Origin of the sequence: Pseudoduganella dura (assembly GCF_009727155.1) — a bacterium.
GTDB lineage: Bacteria > Pseudomonadota > Gammaproteobacteria > Burkholderiales > Burkholderiaceae_D > Rugamonas > Rugamonas dura.
On the sequence record NZ_WNWM01000002.1, the window covers coordinates 1,909,368 to 1,928,599 of the forward strand.

Consider the following 19,232-nt stretch of genomic DNA (forward strand, 5'->3'; position numbering starts at 1 on the left):
TTTTTATGGAGCTGCCTTACGCCGCGGTCGGCACCTGCTCCGCCCGAGGATTGCGCGGATCCTGCGTCCAGTTCAGGTATCCCTTGCCGGTCTGCTGCGGGACCATCGTGATGCAGCCCTGCACGGGACACGTGATCTCGCACAGGTTGCAGCCCACGCATTCGCTGTCGATGACTTCGTAGGTGCGCTTGCCGGTGGCTTCGTCCACCAGCCGGGCGACGGCCTGGTGCGACGTATCCTCGCAAGCCACGTGGCAGCGGCCGCAGCCGATGCAGTCCGCCTGGCTGATGTGCGCGATCGTCTTGAAATTCATGTCCAGGTACTTCCAGTCCGTGGTGTTCGGCACCGCCCTGCCCCGGAATTCCTCGATCGTGCGGTAGCCCTGGCTGTCCATCCAGCGCGACAGGCCGTCCTTCATTTCCTCGACGATACGGAAGCCGTGCAGCATCGCCGCGGTGCACACCTGCACGCAGCCGGCGCCCAGCGCGATGAACTCGGCGGCGTCGCGCCAGTTGTTGATGCCGCCGATGCCGGAAATGGGCAGGCCGCGCGTTTGCGGATCGCGGGCGATCTCGGCGACCATGTTCAGCGCGATCGGTTTCACCGCCGTGCCGCAGTAGCCGCCGTGCGTGCTGGCCGAGCCGACCGTGGGCAGCGCCACCATCCTCTCCAGGTCGATCGACGTGATGGAATTGATCGTGTTGATCAGCGAGACCGCGTCGGCGCCGCCACCGTGGGCCGCGCGGGCCGGCTGGCGGATGTCGGTGATGTTCGGCGTGAGTTTCACGATCACCGGCAATTTGCTGTGCTTCTTGCACCACGCGGTGACCATGCCCACGTATTCCGGCACCTGGCCCACGGCCGCGCCCATGCCCCGCTCGGGCATGCCGTGCGGGCAGCCGAAATTGAGCTCGATGCCGTCCGCGCCGGTGGCTTCCACCTTGGGCAGGATGTCGGCCCAGTAGTGTTCCTCGCACGGCAGCATCAGCGAGACCACGATCGCACGGTCCGGCCACGCTTCCTTGACGGCGGTGATCTCCCGCAGGTTGATTTCCAGCGAGCGGTCGGTGATCAGCTCGATGTTGTTGAAGCCGATGACTTCGCGGTTCTTGCCGTAGATGGCCGAATAGCGCGACGACACGTTGACGGCCGGCGGGTCCTCGCCCAGCGTTTTCCAGACCACGCCGCCCCAGCCCGCCTCGAAGGCGCGGATCACGTTGTAGGCCTTGTCGGTGGGCGGCGCGGAGGCCAGCCAGAACGGGTTCGGAGACTTGATGCCGCAGAAGTCGATGGCGAGGTTATTGAATTCGGCACTCATGATTATGCAGCCTCCAGTTTCGATGAAAGTTCGGCGTGGATCGCCAGCGCGGCCAGCTTGCCGTGCTGCACGGCCTGCACGGTCAGGTCCTGTCCCGGCGCGACGCAGTCGCCGCCGGCGTAGATGCCGGGCAGCGCGGTGCGGAAGTGTTCGTCGACATGAATCCTGTCACCGTCGCGCCCCAGCAGCGTGGCCAGCGGATCGGCCAGCGATGCGTCGGCCATCGTCTGCCCGATCGCCTTGAACACGGCGTCGGCGGCGATCTCGAACGTCTCGCCGGTGCCCGCCAGGCGGTTGCCTTCCAGCCGGGTCTTCTCGAAGCGCATGCCGCGCACGCGGCCGGCGGCATCGAGCAGCACTTCCTGCGGCTGTGCCCACGTGACCATGCGCACCTGGTTGGCCTTGGCGATTTCCTGTTCGTGGTGCGTGGCGCTCATCGCATCGAAGCCGCGGCGGTAGACCAGCGTCACTTCTTCCGAACCCAGGCGCTGCACCTGCACGGCCATGTCGATCGCCGTGTTGCCGGCGCCGATCACGATCGCTCGCTTCGGTACCGGCAGCGCGGCGAGATCCTGCGCCTGGCGCAGTTCGGCGATGTAGTCGACGGCGGCCAGCAGCCCTGGCGCGTCCTCGCCCGTCAGGCCCAGCCGGCGGCTGGCGCCGAGGCCCAGGCCGAGGAACACGGCGTCGTAATCGGCATGCAGGTCCTTCAGGTGCAGGTTGTCGCCCAGCTTCTGGCCCAGGCGGATCTCGATGCCGCCGATGCCCATCAGGAAATCCACTTCGCGCTGGGCGAAATCGTCCGTGAGCTTGTACTTGGCGATGCCGTATTCGTTCAGGCCGCCGGCCTTGTCCTGCGCCTCGAACACGACGACGTCGTTGCCCAGCATTGCCAGGCGGTGCGCGCACGACAGGCCCGCGGGCCCGGCGCCGACGACGGCGATCCTGCGGCCGGTCGATTTCGCGCGCTGGAACGGGTGCGCCGTGAAGCTCATGTTGTCGGTGGCATAGCGCTGCAGCAGCGCGATCTTCACCGGCTGGCCTTCGGCATCGTGGTTGCGCACGCAGGCATCCTCGCACAGGATCTCGGTGGGACAGACACGGGCGCAGCTGCCGCCGAAGATATTCTGCTTCAGGATGCCCAGCGCGGCGCCATCGACGTTGCTGTCGTGGATGTTGCGGATGAAGCTGGCCACGTCGATGTCCGACGGGCAGATGCGGGTGCACGGCGCGTCGTAGCAGTACAGGCAGCGTGCCGCTTCGATCGCGGCCTGGCGGGCATTCAGCGGCGGGGCGAGGTCGGTGAAGTGGGTGGCCAGCTCGCCGTTCGTGGCGCTGGGATGGGGGATGTAGTTCAGTGAGTCGAGCATGGTTCTGGTTCCTGGCTGAATGGCTGAAAAACCTGGTTGCTGCTTCCCTGTGCGATGGCGTGCTGCCCTGCGGTGCCGGGCAGCGCCATCGCGGCGCGCACCAACGCTTACTTCATCTGTGGGAATGCAAATTCCGCGCCAGCAGTGGCAGTGTTCGGCCAGCGCTGCATCACGGCCTTGTGCCGCGTGTAGAAACGCACGCCTTCGGGGCCGTATGCATGATGGTCGCCGAACATGCTGCGCTTCCAGCCACCGAAACTGTTGAATGCCATCGGCACCGGCAGCGGTACATTCACGCCCACCATGCCCACCTGGATCTGGCGCACGAATTCGCGCGCCACGCCGCCATCGCGCGTGAATACGGCCACGCCGTTGCCGTATTCATTGCGGTTGATCAGCTCCACGGCGCTGCCCACGTCCGGCAGCCGCATCACGCACAGCACGGGGCCGAAGATTTCTTCCTTGTAGATCGTCATGTCCGGCGTGACGTGATCGAACAGGGTGCCGCCGACGAAGAAGCCGTTCGGCCGGTCCGCGACCTTGAAGTTGCGCCCATCGACGACGAGCTTCGCGCCCTGCTCCACGCCTTCGCCGATCAGGCGCTCGATGCGCTGCTTGGCGGCGAGCGTGACGACGGGCCCCATTTCGGCATCGTGCGCCATGCCGTCGCGTACTTTCAGTGCGGCCGTGCGCCGTTCCAGTGCGCCCACCAGCGCGTCGCCCGCATCGCCGATCGCGACGACGACCGAGATCGCCATGCAGCGTTCTCCGGCCGAGCCGTATGCCGCGCCCATCAGCGCGTCGACCGCCATGTCCATGTCCGCGTCGGGCATCACCACCATGTGGTTCTTCGCGCCGCCCAGCGCCTGCACGCGCTTGCCGTGCGCGCTGCCTTTCGCGTAGATGTATTCTGCGATCGGCGTGGAACCGACGAAGCTCACGGCCTGCACGTGCGGGTGCTCGATCAGCGCGTCGACCACATCCTTGTCGCCCTGCACGACGTTGAACACGCCATCCGGCAGGCCGGCCTTCTTCAGCAGTTCGGCATGCAGCAGCGCCGGCGAAGGATCGCGTTCGGAAGGCTTGAGCACGAAGGTATTGCCGCATGCGATCGCCACCGGGAACATCCACATCGGCACCATCACGGGGAAGTTGAACGGCGTGATACCGGTCACGACGCCGAGCGGCTGGCGCATCGACCAGGCGTCGATGCCGCGCGCGATCTGGTCGGTGAATTCGCCCTTCAGCAACTGCGGGATGCCGACCGCGAATTCGACGACCTCGATGCCGCGCGCCACCTCACCGCGCGCGTCGGCCAGCGTCTTGCCGTGCTCGCGCGTCAGCATCGCCGCGAATTCCTCGGTGTGCTGCTGGCACAGCTGCAGGTACTTCGCCAGCACGCGGGCGCGAGCCAGCGGCGGCGTGTCCGCCCAGGCGGGAAACGCGGCATGCGCGGCCTGCACGGCGGCGTCCACTTCCTCCACGGTGCCGAGCGCCACGCGGGCCACCGGCTCGCCGAGCGCGGGGTTGTAGACGTCGGCGTAGCGGCCGCTGCGCGTATCCGCTTTCGCGCCGTTGATGTAATGGGTAATGGTATCGATGTCGCTCATGGAGAGTCTCGTTCAGGTTGTCGTATGGAGAGGGTCGGACAGGGGTTCAGGACAAATCAGGACAGGTTCAGGACAGCAGAGGGTCAGGCTAACAGCGTATCGGGCGGCACGTAGTCGTAGCCCAGGTCGCGGGCCACGGCTTCGTACGTGACCTTGCCCTGGCAGACATTGAGGCCGTTCTTCAGGTGGGGGTTGCCTTGCAGGGCCTTGCTCCATCCCTTGTCGGCCAGCGCCACCGCATGGGCGATGGTGGCGTTGTTCAGCGCGAACGTGGACGTGCGCGCGACGGCGCCCGGCATGTTCGCCACGCAGTAATGCACCACGCCGTCGACGACGAACGTGGGATGTTCATGGGTGGTCGGGCGCGACGTCTCGAAGCAGCCGCCCTGGTCGATCGCCACGTCCACCACGACGGCGCCCGCCTTCATCTTCGCCACCATCTGGCGCGTGACGAGCCTGGGCGCCGCGGCGCCCGGCACCAGCACGCCGCCGATGACGAGATCGGCATCGAGCACCGCTTCCTCGATCGTGTGCGCGTTCGAATACATCGTCTGCACGCGGTTGCCGAACACCAGGTCGAGCTGGCGCAGGCGATCGACGTTCTTGTCCAGCACCGTCACGCGCGCGCCCATGCCGACGGCGATCTGCAGCGCATTGGTGCCGACCACGCCGGCGCCGATGATGGCCACATGGCCGGGTGCCACGCCGGGCACGCCGCCCAGCAGCAGGCCCATGCCGCCCTTCGATTTTTCCAGGTGGGCGGCACCGGCCTGCACCGCCATCCGGCCCGCCACTTCGCTCATCGGCGCCAGCAGCGGCAGGCCGCCGTTCGGGCCGGTGATGGTTTCGTAGGCGATGCAGACGGCCCCCGATTCGACCAATGCCTGCGTTTGCGCCGGATCGGGGGCAAGGTGCAGGTAGGTGTAGAGGATCTGGCCGGCGCGCAGCAACGCGCATTCCTGCGGCTGCGGTTCCTTGACCTTGACGATCATCTCGGCACGCTCGAAGATTTCGCGGGCGGTGTCGACGATCGTGGCGCCGGATGCCGCGTACATCGCATCGCTCAGGCCGATGGCGGCACCGGCGTTGCGTTCGACGAGCACGGGGTGGCCGCGCAGTGTCAGTTCCTTCACGCTGGCCGGGGTGAGGCCGACGCGCGATTCCTGGATCTTGATTTCCTTGGGTACGCCGATGAGCATGGTATGTCTCCTGGCTGGCTTGGGGTGGGGAGGCGTGTTGCGGTCTTGCGGTGTTGCAGTATTGCGGCGCATCCAGTGGTGGCCGGTGTTCAGCGGCCAACCACTATCGCTTGTGGCGATCGATACGCATGCCGCCAATGAAACGGCGGATTCCGTTTAACCGCCAAAACTTACTCGAGCTCTTTCAGGATCTTCGCCAGCTTGCCGAACAGTTCATCGATATGCCGCTTCTCGAACACCAGCGGCGGCGACAGCGCGATGGTGTCGGCGGTAACGCGGATCAGCACGCCGTCGGCGAACGCCTTCTTGAATGCCGCGTAGGCGCGGGCGCCGGGCTTGCCGGGAATCGGCGCCAGCTCGATGCCGGCGATCAGCCCGATGCAGCGCAGATCGATCACGTGCGGCAGGTCCTTCAGCGAGTACACCGCGTCGGTCCAGTATTCCTGCAGGCCGGCGGCATGCTCGAGGATCTTCTGTTCCTCGAACACTTCCAGCGTGGCCAGCGAGGCGGCGCAGGCCAGCGGGTGGCCGGAGTAGGTGTAGCCGTGGAACAGCTCGATGCCGGCCGGCGAATCCATGAACGCGTCGTGCACGAAGGCCTTCGTGAACACGGCGCCCATCGGCACGGTGCCGTTGGTGAGGCCTTTCGCGGTGGTCATCATGTCCGGTTCGACGTCGAAGTAGTCGGAGGCGAACGGCGTGGTCATGCGCCCGAAGCCGGTGATCACCTCGTCGAAGATCAGCAGGATGCCGTGCTTCGTGCACAGCTCGCGCAGCCGCTTCAGGTAACCCTTCGGCGGGATCAGCACGCCGGTGGAGCCGGCCACCGGCTCGACGATCACGGCGGCGATCGTGGAAGCGTCGTGCAGCGCGACGATGCGTTCGAGCTCGTCGGCCAGGTGCGCGCCATGTTCCGGCTCGCCGCGCGTGAAGGCGTTCTTTTCGAGGTTGTGGGTGTGCGGCAGGTGGTCGACGCCCGGCAGCAGGGTGCCGTACTGCTTGCGGTTACCGGCGATGCCGCCGACCGAGATGCCGCCGAAGCCCACGCCATGGTAGCCGCGCTCGCGGCCGATCAGGCGGGTGCGCGACGCTTCGCCGCGCGCCTTGTGGTAGGCCAGCGCCATCTTCAGCGCCGTGTCCACCGCCTCCGACCCGGAGTTCGTGTAGAACACGTGGCCGAAACGGTGATTGGTGTAGGCCATCAGCTTTTCGGCCAGTTCGAACGCGGTCGGGTGGCCCATCTGGAACGTGGGCGCGAAGTCCAGCGTGCCCACCATTTCACGCACGGCCGCCACGATCTTCGGCTGCGCGTGGCCGCACGGCACGCACCACAGGCCGGCGGTGCCGTCGAGCACTTCGTTGCCGTCGACATCCTTGTAGTGCACGCCGGCGGCCGAGGCCAGCAGCCGGGGGCTGGCCTTGAAGTCGCGGTTGTTCGTGAATGGCATCCAGAAGGCTGCCATCGATTCGGGTGAATGCTCGGGTCGGTTCATGGATTCTCCTCGGGGCACGTGGCCCGCAAAATTCTTTACCAGTTGGCAAAATGATGATGCAATAATAGACACGCCGTTCACTCCGGCAAATATACACAATCGGCAAGGCGTTCCAACCGTACAGGTCATAAAACCACTACAGTTACAGCATGGCAGCCAGACCCATCAAATCGCAGGAAACCCATGAAGTCGTCGCCTGGCCGGCGATCGCCATCGAGCGGGCCGGCAAGGGCAGCCTGGTGGAAAAGATCGTGGCCGTGCTGACGGCCATGATTTCGAGCAAGGAACTGCGGATCGGCACCAAGATGCCCTCGGTGCGGCAGTTCGCGAAGTGTAATGGCGTGAGCACCTTTACAGTCGTCGAGGCCTATGACAGGCTCGTCAACCTGGGTCTGCTGTCGTCGCGGCGCGGTTCCGGCTATTACGTGGCGCGCCACGACATCGCCGCGCACCTGCCGCCCGTCATCGTGGCCGGGCCGGTCACGGTGGATGCCCTCACCTCCGACCTGTACTCGGGCGTCTCCGACGCGCTGCCGGTGGGCGCCGGCTGGCTGCCGCCCGAATGGTATGGAGAAGACACGATCCTCGACGCGGTGCGCCATGCGATGCGCATTCCCGCCAACCGGCTGCGCGGCTACGGCCATCCGCTGGGTTTTCCGGCGCTGCGCCAGCACGTGGCGGCGGTGCTGACGGACGAGCTGTTCCCCGTCGAGGCGGATCAGGTGCTGCTGACGCACGGCGCCACCCACGCGTTCGACCTGATTCTGCGCACGCTCACGCGCCCCGGCGACACGGTGTTCGTCGAGGACCCCGGCTACAGCAACCTGCTGTCGCTGATCCGCCACCATGGCTGCAACGCCGTGGGCATTCCGCGCGGCGAACACGGCCTCGATCTCGACGCGCTGGCGCGGGAGGCGCGCCAGGCGCAGCCCAAGCTGATGTTCGTCAACACGGTGCTGCAGAACCCGCTGGGCACGTCGCTGTCGCAGGCGCAGGCGCACCGGCTGCTGGCGATGGCCGAGCAGTTCGACTTCTGGCTGGTGGAGGACGACATCTACCGCGATCTCGCCGGCAAGGGCGAGGCATCGCTGGCGGCGATGGACGGGCTGCGCCGCGTGATCCGCGTGGGCAGCTTTTCCAAGATCCTGTCGCCGGTGCTGCGCGTGGGATCGATCTGCACCTCGGGCCCGCTGATGCCGGAGCTGGTGCGGGTGAAGATGCTGACGGGCCTGACCACGTCGGAAGTGAACGAACGCGCCGTGTACCACGCGGTCACGGCGCGGGCATATCGCAGGATGGTGGAAAAGCTCGTGGCCCAGCTCGACGAGGGGCGCGAACGCACCATCGAGGCGCTGGCCGAGGTGGGCATGGAACCGGTGGCGCGGCCGCGCGGCGGCATGTTCGTCAGCGCCGGCTGGAACGTGCCGCCGGCGCCCGGCTACAACGCCCGCACGATCGCCGATGCCGCGCTGCGTGCCGGCATCCTGCTGTCGCCGGACGAATTCTTCCTGCTGCGGCCCAGCACCACGATCTGGTTCCGCTTCAACGTGGCGTATGCGCACGACCCGGTGCTGCGCGCCTTCCTGCAGTCCGTATCACGGCCGTCCGCATTGCGGCAATGACCATGGAGAAACCATGACCGGCAAGAACGCAGTGCGCGCCGGCGCCGCCTCGCGCCGCATGCAGAACCGTGACCGGCTCGAAGCGGACATCGCCGCCGTTGCCGTGCGCGTGTTCGCCGAATGCGGCTACGAAGGCACGTCCGTGGCGGCGATCGCCGAAGGCGCCGGCCTGTCGAAGCAGAACCTGATGTACTACTTCCCCACCAAGCAGGAGCTGTACGCGCGCGTGCTGGACGGGGTGCTCGACGACTGGCTGGAGCGCATGTCCAGCCTGGCGCAGGCGGGCCAGGACGATGCGCCGGCCGCGCATCCGGCTGATCTTTTACGCGCCTACGTGCAGGCCAAGCTGAGGTTCTCGCGCGAGCAGCCGTATGCGTCGCGCGTGTATGCGATGGAAGTGATCGGCGGTGCCAAGCTGTATGGCGATCAGATCAGGGAGCGCGTGGTGCCGGTGCTCAAGCGCGACATCGAAGTGTTCGAGCGCTGGATCGCGGCGGGACGCATGGCGCCCGTCAATGCCACGCACCTGCTGTTCGCCATCTGGGCGATGACGCAATCGTACGCCGATTTCGCCGCGCAGATGGCGCTGGTGCTGGACCGGCGCCAGTTGCAGAAGAAGGATTTCGACGAAGCGGAGGAAACGATCGTGGGGCTGGTGCTGGCGCTGATCCAGCCGCACGGCGGCTGAATTCTCCCTGGCTTTTCTTGCCCCGGCCGGCCACATGGCGGCCGGCTTTCCCTGCCCGGCCGCACAGCGGCCGACATTCTATTCGTTGCGCGTGAACTGTTCCTGGCGGCGGCGCAGGCCGCCGATGCCGAACACCGCCAGGCCCGCCATGATCATCGCCACGATGCTCGGCTCCGGTACCGGCGACAGGAAATCCACGTTGCCGGTGAACGGCTGCACGTGCACCTGGGCCTGCAGGTCCAGCGCGCGGGCGAACAGGCCGCCTTCGATGTCCGCCGTGTTCGTCACCAGCGCATCAGTGGCCAGCACGGCGCCGCCGAACTGGGAGCTGATCGTCAGGCTCGTGGCATCGTAGAAGTTCCAGATGACCTGGCTGCCGATATTGCGCGCGCCGCCGCCGAGGAAATTGGCATGGATCGATGCGGTCGTCACGTTCGAATTCATGATCACCGTGGTGGCGCCGTTCAGGTTGAACTCGAATTCGTTCAGCGTGAACAGCGTGTCGTCGAAGCCGGTCAGGTCGAACACCGCCACGCCGGTGGCATCGGCCCTGGCCGTGAAGACGGCTTTCGAGCCGCTCATGTCGACGTTGCTGCCGGTCGATTTCAGTTGCGCCATCGAGTTCGACAGATTGCCCAGCACCGTGCCGAACGCGGTCGACGCGGCGGCCGCGCTGCCCGTCGTGAAGTCCGCCGCCAGGCCCTGGTATGCGCCGCCGTTGATGGTGGTATTGGCCTTCTCGCCGGCCACGGTGCCGCCGCCGTTGATGTTCGTGTTCGCCGCGGCACCGCCCACATAGGCACCGCCGTTGATGCTCGAATTGGCCACGCTGCCGGCGATCGTCGCGCCGCCGTTGAAGGTGGAGTTCGCGACCGTGCCGGCCACCTGCGAGGCGCGGTTCAGCGTGGAGTTCGACACGTTGCCGCCAACCACATTCGTGCCCTCGTTGACCGTCACGCCATCGATCGAGCCGCCCGTGACCAGGCCGCCACGGTTGACCGTCACACGGTTCCGGTTGCCCCATGCATCGGTGGCATAGGTCACGCTGCCGGCCGTCAGGCCCGCGTAGTCCGATGCCGGCGCCCTGTCGAGCTGGTTGCCGTATTCGCCCCCGGTCACGCTGCCGGCGGCCCAGGTGCGGCCATGCACGTGGCCGCCCGGCGTGGCGGTGATGTTCGTCAGCGACACGGCATTCATCTGGTTCAGCACCTGGGTCGCAGTCAGGGGCGCGGCGGCGGGCGCCGCCTGGACAGCCACGAATGGCATGGAAAATACAGTGGACAGTGCGGCGGCGAGCAGGCGTTGGCGTAACATGATTTCCCTTGTGATTATTTTATATATGCAATTTTTGTTTCCAATAGGATAGCATATTTATATCTCGATTAACGCAGCTCAACGAAAATGCCGGTTCTTATTGCGCATTCATGTTGCTTGCAAGCCCCACTCATCCTCCGCCGCCGCAGGTCATCCCGCGAAAATTCCCGTTCGTCGGATCGCCGTTCCGCCGCGCCGGGCCTCGCGCTACAGTGAACCCACTGCAAACCATGGGGGCCATCGATGAAGACCGTCAATAAAACCTGCACCGAGACGTTGCGCGAAGCGTATGACGGCACCGTGCGCATCGTGCGGCACGCGATGCGCCGGCTGGAGCGGATGCCCTGGCCGTCACTGCTCGTCGTGTGCGTGATGCTGGCGCTGCTGATCACGGCGCTGCCGCTGGCGTTGACCCTGTTCGTGCTGTTCCTGCTGGTGAAGCTGGCGGCCAATGCGCTCGGTTCGAACCGGCACCAGGCGCACCGGCACGATCACGCCCGGCCGCATGGACAATAGGCCGCCGATGAAGACAGCCGCAACAGGCGCCCGCGGCGCGCTGGGATTCGTGCGCGAGCTGGGCGAAACCGCCAGCTCGCTGTGGTGGCAGTTCTTCGACTGGCTGGCGCAGGTGCCGATGCGCCAGCTCGTGATGACATGGCTGCTGGCGCTGCTGCTGACCGCCACGCCGGCGATCCATCCGGAACAGGCGGTGGCGTTCATCTTCATCTCGCTGGGCCTGAAGGTGCTGGCGGGCGGCAAGCGCAAGGCCGAGATCGAGGCGCGCCGCGCATCCGAGCAGGCCGGCACCGAGGAGCTGGAACGCCGGCTGGTCGAAGCGCGCATGGCCGCGCTGCAGGCCCAGGTGGAGCCGCACTTCCTGTTCAACACGCTGGCATTGATCGGCCAGCTGATCGAGACCGATCCGCCGCAGGCGGCGCAGATCCACCAGCACCTGATCGACTACCTGCGCTCCACGTTGCCGCAGATGCGCTCGCGCGGCAACGGCACGCTGGCCCGGCAGATCGCCCTGTCGCGCTCCTACCTGGCGATCATGCAGGCGCGAATGAAGACGCGGCTGGCCGTGTCGATCGACGTGCCGCCCGAACTGGAGAGCGCCACGTTTCCGGCGATGATGCTGCAGATCCTGATCGAGAATGCGATCAAGCACGGGCTCGAACCGAAGATCGAAGGCGGCCGGATCGATATCCGGGCGTCGGGTACCGGCACGATGCTGCAGGTGGATGTGCAGGATGACGGCGTGGGCTTCTCGCGCTACGCCGGCGACGGCATCGGCCTGGCCAACGTGCGCGAGCGGCTCAAGCTGATGTACGGCACGCGCGCGGAACTGCAGATCGAAACGCCGGCCGAAGGCGGCTGCCGGGCGTCGATCCGGGTGCCGTTCGCACCGGATATCTTTGCCGATCAACATAAATGAGGGCCCGCAGATGAAAAACCCTACCGCGCTGATCGCCGACGACGAGGAACCGATGCGCGACATGCTGCGCGCCCGGCTGGCCGAATGCTGGCCGGAGCTGGCGATCGCGGCCGAAGCGGCGAACGGCGTGGAAGCGATCGCGCTGGCCGGCCGGCACCAGCCGGACGTGGTGTTCCTCGATATCCGCATGCCCGGGCTGTCCGGCATCGAGGCCGCGCGGATGCTGTTCAACCGCTGCCACATCGTGTTCGTCACCGCCTATGACCAGTATGCGATCGAGGCATTCGAGCAGGGTGCGCTGGACTACCTGCTGAAACCGGTCGGCGGCGAGCGCCTGAAGACCACCTGCGCGCGGCTGAAGGAGCGCATCGGGCAACGGCCGGCCGATATCGCGGTGCAGCTGTCGCGGCTCCTCGACGGGCGCGGCGGCGGCGGCAACAGCGGCAATCATGGCGGCAGGCGCGAGTACCTGCACTGGATCCAGGCACAGGTGGGCAGCAGTTTGCGCATGATCAGCACGCGCGAGATCCTGTTCTTCCAGGCCGACGAAAAATATACCCGGGTGCAGACGGCGCAGGGCGAAGTGCTGATCCGCAAGACGCTGAAGGAACTGGCGGACGAGCTCGATCCGGACGAATTCTGGCGCATCCACCGCTCCACGCTGGTGCGCGTGGATGCGATCGCCGAAGTCACGCGCGACCTGCGCGGCAGGCAGATGGTGCGCGTGAAGCACTGCGCGGAACAGCTCGAAGTCAGTCGCGGCAACACCCATTTATTCCAGCAAATGTAACGCTGTTGCGCGTCCGCCCGCCGGCCGGCCGGCAATGCCCGACTCCGCTTGCCCCGCCTTGTGCACTGGTCTATATTGGGGTTTCGCCTACCAGTTACCCGAACCCGCCACAGACAGGGAGCAGCGTAATGACGACCTCCATGACGACCCCCATGACGCCCCACAAGACGCCCCACAAGACGGCCAGCCCCCATACGACGATACCCAGTAATACGCGTGCCACGATCATGCCTTGCCTGCGCTACCGCAATGCCCCCGCCGCCATCGAATGGCTGTGCAGCACGCTGGGATTCGAAGCCACCCTCGTGGTGCGCAACGAGGATGGCACGGTCGCCCATGCCCAGCTCACGTTCGGCAACGGCATGATCATGCTGGGATCGGTCTTCGATACCGAGTATGGTCGCCTGCTGAAGCAGCCGTCGGAAACCGGCAGGTTCGTCACGCAAAGTTCCTACCTTGCCGTCAACGATGCGGACAAGGTGCACGAGCGCGTCATGGATGCCGGCGGCGAAGTCGTGCTGCCGCTGCAGGACGAGGATTATGGCGGCCGCGGCTTCACGTGCCGCGACCCCGAAGGCCACGTGTGGAGCATCGGCACCTACGATCCGTGGGCCGAGGCCGAACGGCCGCGCTGACCGGGCTTTACCGGCTCAGCCCGCTTCGCGTTCCAGCGCCGCGACCAGCTCGCAGTCGGCCACCTGTACCGGGCGGATGCCGATACGGTCGCGATACAGCGGCGGCAGGCTCCGGCACAGCGCTTCGAGCGCGCCGGGCGCCATCGCGGGCCGAACGTATTGCAACTGCGCCGGGTTCTCCGGCCGCAGCGCCCCTTCCATTGTCGAACCGTAGGCCCCCAGCTCCATGAAGCTGTGCGCGCCCTCGTCCGGCCCCACCGCGCACACGAAGGTGCCGTCCTTCGGGTGCCCGAGGTAGCGGCGCACTTCCTGCTGGCGTTCCACGCCGGCTCCCGCCATCAATTTATGGCGCAGCAGCGCGTAATTCCGCGTGCATTCCATGAACGCGGTGCGGATGCCCGATTGCGTCTGCCTGCCATGGCAGCACAGCAGCAGGTTGCCGAACGCATCGAGCAACGCCACCGCGTTGCCGGAGCCGCCCTGCGCGCGGTCGCGCTCCATCGCGTGCAGCAGGTAGGGGGCCAGGCCGGCATCGGGCCGCTGCGGCGTGGCGCGGTAGGTCAGCGCATCCGGGCAGGCACGCTTCAGTGCCCGCACGATCGGGTGTTCCGCCGGCAGCGTGGCGGGATCGAGCAGGCCGGAGCGGGGCGGATCGGTGTCGAACAGGTCCATCACCGCTTCGGTGGTGGCTTCGAACACCAGCGAACACAGGGCTTGCGTGGGTTCGGCGATCGTCTTGCCGATGAAGAACGGCGGCGGCGGCGCACCGCCGGCGTCGCGCGCATACGACGACGATCCCAGCACGGCCGGGTAGGCAAAGGTCTCGCGCGCACGCGCGCGCAGCGCTTCGGGCAGCGCGGCGAAGGTGCCCGCGCCGTCGTGATTGATGCCCGCCTTGCCGTCGTTCGCGGCCACGACGACGTTGAACCCCGCCGCCAGGATCGCCCCCGCGCACATGCAGCACGGATCGAGCGACGTGACGATCGTGATCTCTCGCGGCGGCGGCAGCGCCCTGCCCTTCGCACCTTCCGCGTAATACCAGTCGACCAGCTGGCGCTCGCCGTGCGCGGTCGGGTCCCAGATCAGGCCATCGCGGATCACCTGGTTGTGCACCGCCTGCAGCACGTTGCCGAAGCCGTCCAGCATCACCGCGCCGACGCCGAACGTGCCCTGCGTCTTCGCGGCGATGGCCTCGAGCGATGCGATGGTGACGGCCGCCTGGACGTCGATGGTTTTTTTCACGGGGCGCCCGGTCGCGGAAGGATCACCTGCGCTGCAGGTCCTGGCCGCCGAACGCGTTCGGCAGCTGGGCCGCGGCGGTAGTCTCGAACACGTCGCCCGTCAGGTTCGTCAGCACCACCGGCAGCGCGTTGCCGCCCAGTTCCAGGATCACCTGGCGGCAGGCGCCGCACGGCGCGATCGGGCCATCGGTCTCGCCCACGACGACGAGCTTGTCGAAATCGCCCGGCTTGTAGCCATGCGCGATCGCGCTGAAGAACGCGGTGCGCTCGGCGCAGTTGCACAGGCCGTACGAAGCGTTCTCCACGTTACAGCCATGGAAAACCCTGCCGTCGCTGGCCAGCAGCGCCGCACCCACCTTGAAGCTGGAGTACGGCGTATAAGCCTTCAGGCGTGCCGCCTTGGCTTCCTCGATCAGTTGTTCGGTGTTCATCATCATGTTTCCTGAATGCGGGGCGGTACGGCGAACCGGCTGTCCCGCTGTTGCGAAACAACCGATTGCAAATTGGGGACTGTCCCCGGTGTTGTTTTACGACCGAACTGTAAAATCGGGGACTGTCCCTGTTGTTGTTAAAAATCGGGGACTGTCCCTGTTATTTTTATGGGCGGATCGTGCGGTAGACGATCGGGTTCGCGGCCGGGGCCGTGTCGGCGATCGTGTAGGCGGCCTGCACGTCGGCGATCGCGCGCCGGGCGGCGGCTTCGGTGCGGGCATGCACGTACGCCAGCGGCTGGCCTGCTTCGATGCGCTGGCCCAGTTCGGCCAGTTCCGTCAGGCCGACGGCGAAGTCGATCGTGTCCTGCGGGCGGGTGCGGCCGCCGCCCAGGGCGACCACGGCCAGGCCGATGTCGCGGGCGTTCGTGGCGGAGGCGTAGCCCGATCGCAGTGCCGGTACCGGCACGATGATCGGCGCCTTTTCCAGGTACTTGTCCGGGTCCTGCATCAGGTCGGCCGGGCCGCCCAGCGCGGCGACCATGCGGCCGAAGCGGTCGGCGGCTTCGCCGGAATCGAGCGATGCCTGCAGCTTGCCGCGCGCTTCCTCCTCGTTGGCGGCCAGCTTGCCCAGCACCAGCATCTCGGCGCACAGCGCCAGCGTGACTTCGTGCAGGCGCGCCGGGCGCGACTTGCCGGTCAGGTAGTCGATCGCGCAGCGCACTTCGACGGCGTTGCCGGCGGCGGGCGCCAGCGATTCGCTCATGTCCGTCAGCAGTGCCGAAGTGAGCGTGCCGGCGCCGTTGCCGACGTGGACGATCGACTCGGCCAGCTCCACCGATTTTTCATAGGTGGGCATGAACGCGCCGCTACCGGCCTTCACGTCCATTACCAGCACATCGAGGCCGGCGGCCAGTTTCTTCGACAGGATCGACCCGGTGATCATCGCCACCGATTCCACGGTGCCGGTCACGTCGCGGATGCCGTAGAAGCGCTTGTCGGCCGGTGCCAGCGAAGCGGTCTGGCCGATGATGGCCACGCCCACTTCCTTCACGACCTTGCGGAACAGTTCGTTGTCCGGCACGGTGGTGTAGCCGGGGATCGAGTCGAACTTGTCCAGCGTGCCGCCGGTGTGGCCCAGGCCGCGGCCCGAGATCATCGGCACGAAGCCGCCGCACGCGGCGATCATGGGGCCCAGCAGCAGCGATACCAGGTCGCCCACGCCGCCGGTCGAATGCTTGTCCATCACCGGACCGGGCAGGTCCAGCGATTGCCACTCCAGCACGTCGCCGGAATCGCGCATGGCGAGCGTGAAGGCAACGCGCTCGTCCATCGTCATGTCGTTGAAGTAGACGGCCATCGCCAGCGCGGCGATCTGGCCTTCCGTCGTTTCACCGGTGGTGATGCCGCCGACGAAGAAACGGATTTCCTCGGCGGTCAGGGTGCCCTTGTCGCGCTTCTTGCGGATGATTTCCTGGGGGAGGTACATGTGTTTTTCTTTCCTGCTTAATCCAGCCTGCCAAAGCGTCGCAGCCTGGGGATCGATCTTCAACGAACGTTTTGAAGCCCTGCAAAACCGTCGCGAGCGGCAGCAGTTCCAGCCAGGAAGCGCAGTCGTACTCAAGTACGACGAGCACCGCAGGCCGGAAATGCAACGCGCAGCAGGTTTGGCAGGCTTCCCTCAGACCCCGTACGGAATCCAGATATTCTTCACCTGCGTCACGTGCTGCAACACGGTGCGCCCGGCGGCCTGCTGCGTGCTGAACCAGTCGCGCCCTTTCGCGCCGCCGGTCCACGTGCGCTTCAGCGAACCGGCCGACAGCCGCTCCACTTCGGCGCAGCCTTCCGCCGAGCCGTCGTGGCGCCATACCGCGTCGATATCGGCGTGCGTGGCCAGCGTGCGCGCCAGCTCGTCGGCGCTGCCGGTGACGATGTTGACCACGCCGCCCGGCAGGTCGGACGTATCGAACACCTGGTACAGGTCGGTCGCCGACAGCGGGTATGCCTCGGAAGGCACGGCCACCACGCGGTTGCCCACGGCGATCGCCGGGGCCACCAGCGAGATGAAGCCCAGCAGCGGGTTCTCGTTCGGGCAGACGATGCCGATCACGCCGATGGCTTCGTTCAGCGCCACGGTGATGCCGTGCATCGGCGGCTGGTGCGCGGCGCCGTCATATTTGTCGGCCCACGCGGCCCAGTAGAACAGGCGTTCCACGGAAGCCTGCACTTCTTTTTCGGCGTCCTTCGAACCGGTCTGGGCGGCGATGCGCTCGGCGAACTCGCGGCCGCGGGCGGCCAGGTTCTCGGCGATGTAGTACAGCACCTGCGCGCGGTTGTGCGCGGTGGCTTTCGTCCAGCCGGCGGCCTTGTGCGCGGCTTCCACGGCGTTGCGGATGTCCTTGCGGCTGCCCTCGCCCACTTCGGCGATGAAGGCGCCGTCGGCTCCGTGGACCGCGCGGCTGTAGGCGCCATCCGGGCGGGCCTGCTTGCCGCCGATGTACAGCTTGGCCGTGCGGTCGATGGCGAAGGCGCCGGCAACCGGCGCCACGGCCTTCGAAGCCGCCTTCACGACCGCTGGCAGCGCCGGACGCGCATCCTCGCTCACCGGCACCAGGTATTCATACAGCCCTTCGCGCCCGCCTTCGCGGCCATAGCCCGATTCCTTGTAGCCGCCGAAGCCGCACGCGGCATCGAACTGGTTCGCCGTGTTGATCCACACCACGCCGGCCTTGATCTGCGGCGCCACGTCCAGCGCCAGGCTGATGTTCTCGGACCAGACGCACGCGGCCAGGCCGTACACGGTGTTGTTGGCCAGCTGCACCGCCTCGGCCGGCGTGCGGAAGCTCATCGCCACCAGCACCGGGCCGAAGATCTCGGCCTGTGCCACGGCAGCCGACGTGGACGCGCCCAGGATCAGCGTGGGCGGGAACCACGAACCGTCGGCCGGGATTTCGCAGGCCGATGGTTGATAGATCTCGCAGCCTTCGGAACGCGCCGCTTCCACCAGGCCATGGATGCGCTGGCGCTGGACCGGATCGACCAGCGCGCCGATGTCCATCGACTTGTCGAGCGGCGAACCGAGGCGCAGGTTGTCCATGCGGCTCTTCAGTTTTTTCAGGAAGCGTTCCTCGACCGATTCCTGCACCAGCAGGCGCGAACCGGCGCAGCATACCTGCCCCTGATTGAACCAGATCGAATCGACCAGGCCTTCCACGGCCGCGTCCAGGTCGGCATCGTCGAACACGATGTACGGCGACTTGCCGCCCAGTTCCAGCGACAGCTTCTTGCCGGTGCCGGCCGTGGCTTCGCGGATCAGGCGCCCCACTTCGGTCGAGCCGGTGAACGCCAGCTTGTCGATGCCTTCGTGCTTCACGATCGCTTCGCCGGTGCGGCCATCGCCGGTGACGATGTTGACCACGCCGGCCGGCACGCCCGCCTGCACGCAGATCTCGGCGAACAGCAGTGCGGACAGCGGCGTGTACTCGGCCGGCTTGAACACGACCGTGTTGCCGGCGGCCAGCGCCGGGGCGATCTTCCACGCCAGCATCAGCAGCGGGAAGTTCCACGGCACGATCTGGCCGACGACGCCCACCGGGCGGTGATTCGGGAATTCTTCATCGAGCAGCTGCGCCCAGCCAGCGTGGTGGTAGAAGTGACGCGCCACCAGCGGCAAATCGGCATCGCGCGTTTCGCGGATGGTCTTGCCGTTGTCCAGCGTTTCCAGCACGGCGAACAGGCGCGCGTGCTTCTGCATCAGGCGCGCGATCGCGTACAGGATCTTCGCGCGGCCATGGCCGCCCAGTGCGGCCCATGCCGGCTGGGCGCGGCGCGCGGCCGCGACGGCGCGGTCCACGTCGTCGGGCGTTGCCTGCGTCAGCTCGGCCAGCGGCTTGCCGTCGGCCGGGTTGGTCGATGCGAACAGCTCGTTCGCGTCACCCTCGGGCTCGGACCACGCATTGTCGACGAACAGGCCGAACTTGCGGCCATGCTGGTCCAGCCACGCTTGCGCTTCTTTCTGGCTCTCGGGTGCGGGGCCGTATTCCATGGTATTCAGGATCTCGTTGATGGTAAGTGCGGTTGGCATGG

The 19,232-nt window shown here is 66.7% G+C and carries 16 protein-coding genes; 6 read left to right on the forward strand and 10 right to left on the reverse strand.

All coding sequences use genetic code 11. The annotated features are described in order from the left end of the window. Nucleotides 1-16 precede the first annotated feature (16 nt). The 5 genes from preA to aptA all read right to left on the reverse strand — a co-directional run bounded on the left by preA (nucleotide 17) and on the right by aptA (nucleotide 6,990). Nucleotides 17-1,318, reverse strand: a complete 1,302-nt coding sequence (gene preA, locus GJV26_RS08380) for an NAD-dependent dihydropyrimidine dehydrogenase subunit PreA (RefSeq protein WP_155708422.1) — start codon at nucleotides 1,316-1,318, stop codon at nucleotides 17-19. Between the two features lie 2 nt (nucleotides 1,319-1,320). After that, the gene (locus tag GJV26_RS08385) at nucleotides 1,321-2,688 is read right to left on the reverse strand and encodes an NAD(P)-dependent oxidoreductase (RefSeq protein ID WP_155708423.1); all 1,368 of its coding nucleotides are present in this window, start codon (nucleotides 2,686-2,688) and stop codon (nucleotides 1,321-1,323) included. 107 nt (nucleotides 2,689-2,795) lie between these two features. Next, on the reverse strand, nucleotides 2,796-4,298 hold the full coding sequence (locus GJV26_RS08390; protein WP_155708424.1) for a CoA-acylating methylmalonate-semialdehyde dehydrogenase: 1,503 nt from the start codon (nucleotides 4,296-4,298) through the stop codon (nucleotides 2,796-2,798). An 83-nt stretch (nucleotides 4,299-4,381) separates the two neighbouring features. Further along, nucleotides 4,382-5,497 carry an alanine dehydrogenase gene (ald, locus tag GJV26_RS08395; protein WP_155708425.1) on the reverse strand — a complete coding sequence of 372 codons (1,116 nt, stop codon included), beginning with the start codon at nucleotides 5,495-5,497 and terminating at the stop codon, nucleotides 4,382-4,384. Nucleotides 5,498-5,667: 170 nt separating this feature from the next. Further along, a complete protein-coding gene (gene aptA / locus GJV26_RS08400) occupies nucleotides 5,668-6,990 on the reverse strand; it encodes an omega-aminotransferase AptA (protein WP_155708426.1) in 1,323 nt (440 codons plus the stop codon). 149 nt (nucleotides 6,991-7,139) lie between these two features. Between aptA and GJV26_RS08405 the strand changes: the two genes are divergently transcribed. Continuing rightward, a complete protein-coding gene (locus GJV26_RS08405; protein ID WP_155708427.1) occupies nucleotides 7,140-8,612 on the forward strand; it encodes an aminotransferase-like domain-containing protein in 1,473 nt (490 codons plus the stop codon). 13 nt (nucleotides 8,613-8,625) lie between these two features. Continuing rightward, on the forward strand, nucleotides 8,626-9,300 hold the full coding sequence (locus GJV26_RS08410; protein WP_155708428.1) for a TetR/AcrR family transcriptional regulator: 675 nt from the start codon (nucleotides 8,626-8,628) through the stop codon (nucleotides 9,298-9,300). 78 nt (nucleotides 9,301-9,378) lie between these two features. On the opposite strand, the gene GJV26_RS08415 is transcribed toward GJV26_RS08410, so the two are convergent. Continuing rightward, entirely contained in the window at nucleotides 9,379-10,614 is a 1,236-nt protein-coding gene (locus GJV26_RS08415) for a choice-of-anchor A family protein (RefSeq protein WP_155712335.1), read from the reverse strand. Nucleotides 10,615-10,857: 243 nt separating this feature from the next. Between GJV26_RS08415 and GJV26_RS08420 the strand changes: the two genes are divergently transcribed. The 4 genes from GJV26_RS08420 to GJV26_RS08435 all read left to right on the forward strand — a co-directional run bounded on the left by GJV26_RS08420 (nucleotide 10,858) and on the right by GJV26_RS08435 (nucleotide 13,474). Further along, nucleotides 10,858-11,130, forward strand: coding sequence for a hypothetical protein (locus tag GJV26_RS08420; protein WP_155708429.1), 273 nt, complete (start codon nucleotides 10,858-10,860; stop codon nucleotides 11,128-11,130). Between the two features lie 7 nt (nucleotides 11,131-11,137). Beyond that, a complete protein-coding gene (locus GJV26_RS08425; protein WP_155708430.1) occupies nucleotides 11,138-12,049 on the forward strand; it encodes a sensor histidine kinase in 912 nt (303 codons plus the stop codon). 10 nt (nucleotides 12,050-12,059) lie between these two features. Next, a complete protein-coding gene (locus tag GJV26_RS08430; protein WP_155708431.1) occupies nucleotides 12,060-12,839 on the forward strand; it encodes a LytR/AlgR family response regulator transcription factor in 780 nt (259 codons plus the stop codon). A 152-nt stretch (nucleotides 12,840-12,991) separates the two neighbouring features. Beyond that, complete coding sequence (locus GJV26_RS08435; RefSeq protein WP_155712336.1) at nucleotides 12,992-13,474, forward strand: VOC family protein; 483 nt, start codon at nucleotides 12,992-12,994, stop codon at nucleotides 13,472-13,474. A gap of 15 nt (nucleotides 13,475-13,489) precedes the next feature. Here GJV26_RS08435 and GJV26_RS08440 read toward each other — a convergent pair whose 3' ends face one another. The 4 genes from GJV26_RS08440 to GJV26_RS08455 form a co-directional block, all read right to left on the reverse strand. After that, nucleotides 13,490-14,716: a nucleoside deaminase gene (locus GJV26_RS08440; RefSeq protein ID WP_189441742.1), complete on the reverse strand. Its 1,227-nt coding sequence runs from the start codon at nucleotides 14,714-14,716 to the stop codon at nucleotides 13,490-13,492. A gap of 22 nt (nucleotides 14,717-14,738) precedes the next feature. Next, the gene (locus GJV26_RS08445) at nucleotides 14,739-15,146 is read right to left on the reverse strand and encodes a cytidine deaminase (protein WP_155712337.1); all 408 of its coding nucleotides are present in this window, start codon (nucleotides 15,144-15,146) and stop codon (nucleotides 14,739-14,741) included. A gap of 166 nt (nucleotides 15,147-15,312) precedes the next feature. Next, complete coding sequence (deoA, locus tag GJV26_RS08450) at nucleotides 15,313-16,635, reverse strand: thymidine phosphorylase (protein ID WP_155708432.1); 1,323 nt, start codon at nucleotides 16,633-16,635, stop codon at nucleotides 15,313-15,315. A 192-nt stretch (nucleotides 16,636-16,827) separates the two neighbouring features. After that, on the reverse strand, nucleotides 16,828-19,230 hold the full coding sequence (locus tag GJV26_RS08455) for an aldehyde dehydrogenase family protein (protein ID WP_371866450.1): 2,403 nt from the start codon (nucleotides 19,228-19,230) through the stop codon (nucleotides 16,828-16,830). Between the last annotated feature and the right edge of the window lie 2 nt (nucleotides 19,231-19,232).